The organism is Methanocalculus natronophilus, assembly GCF_038751955.1.
GTDB classification, from domain to species: domain Archaea; phylum Halobacteriota; class Methanomicrobia; order Methanomicrobiales; family Methanocorpusculaceae; genus Methanocalculus; species Methanocalculus natronophilus.
Genome location: NZ_JBCEXH010000068.1, coordinates 1 through 664, shown reverse-complemented (window position 1 = coordinate 664; position 664 = coordinate 1). Strand labels below are relative to the sequence as shown.

Sequence of the window (664 nt, the reverse complement as noted above, 5' to 3'; positions counted from 1 at the left end):
ACCTACGTCATCCCAATCAACTTCATCGTCGCCATCAATATATCTTTGTGCGTTCACGATTTCTTGAGGTGCAGATGTAAAGTCTCCACCACCAGAAGTTGCACGGAACCAATTTTCTTCCATTGCTATTCTATAAGTTTCAGCGAAATCATTCGCATCAATGGTCGTTGATAATCCACTTGCATCGAAGTCGGGATGGAAGAACCATTCTAAATCTTCTCTAATATCAATTTGCCATGTTCTAGCAACTGTTAAACCTGCTCTATCTTCACTATCAGCATCTTCTGGAATACGTGGATCGCCAGCAGCCATTGAAGGCAATACTTCGTATCCGTCCATTGCATCATTAAAGTCAAAGTAATATAGTGAATCCAACGCTAAGGTTAAAATATCAGCAGAGATTGAATCTTCGTATAACCAATGGTTAAGTTGCCCTGGATCTGAAGTTACCGCTTGGCGGAATGTAAATTGACCTTCATCACCTGGGTTGTCATCATCCATGGTTACATTAGAGTCATCTTGTGTCATTGTTGCTTGAGATGTACCGAATCCCATAACTGGAACATAGTCCTCTACAGGAAGTGATACACGCTCAGAATATAAGTTATATCCTGCATTCGCATACATTGGTACTCCACCATATTGTGTTTCCATTAAGTAACGT

1 protein-coding gene is annotated in these 664 nt (G+C 40.7%); it reads right to left on the bottom strand.

All coding sequences use genetic code 11. The annotated features are described in order from the left end of the window. A partial coding sequence (locus tag ABCO64_RS10460; RefSeq protein WP_343089423.1) for a periplasmic substrate-binding domain-containing protein occupies positions 1 to 627 on the bottom strand: 627 nt, incomplete at its 3' end. Positions 628 to 664: the final 37 nt, after the last annotated feature.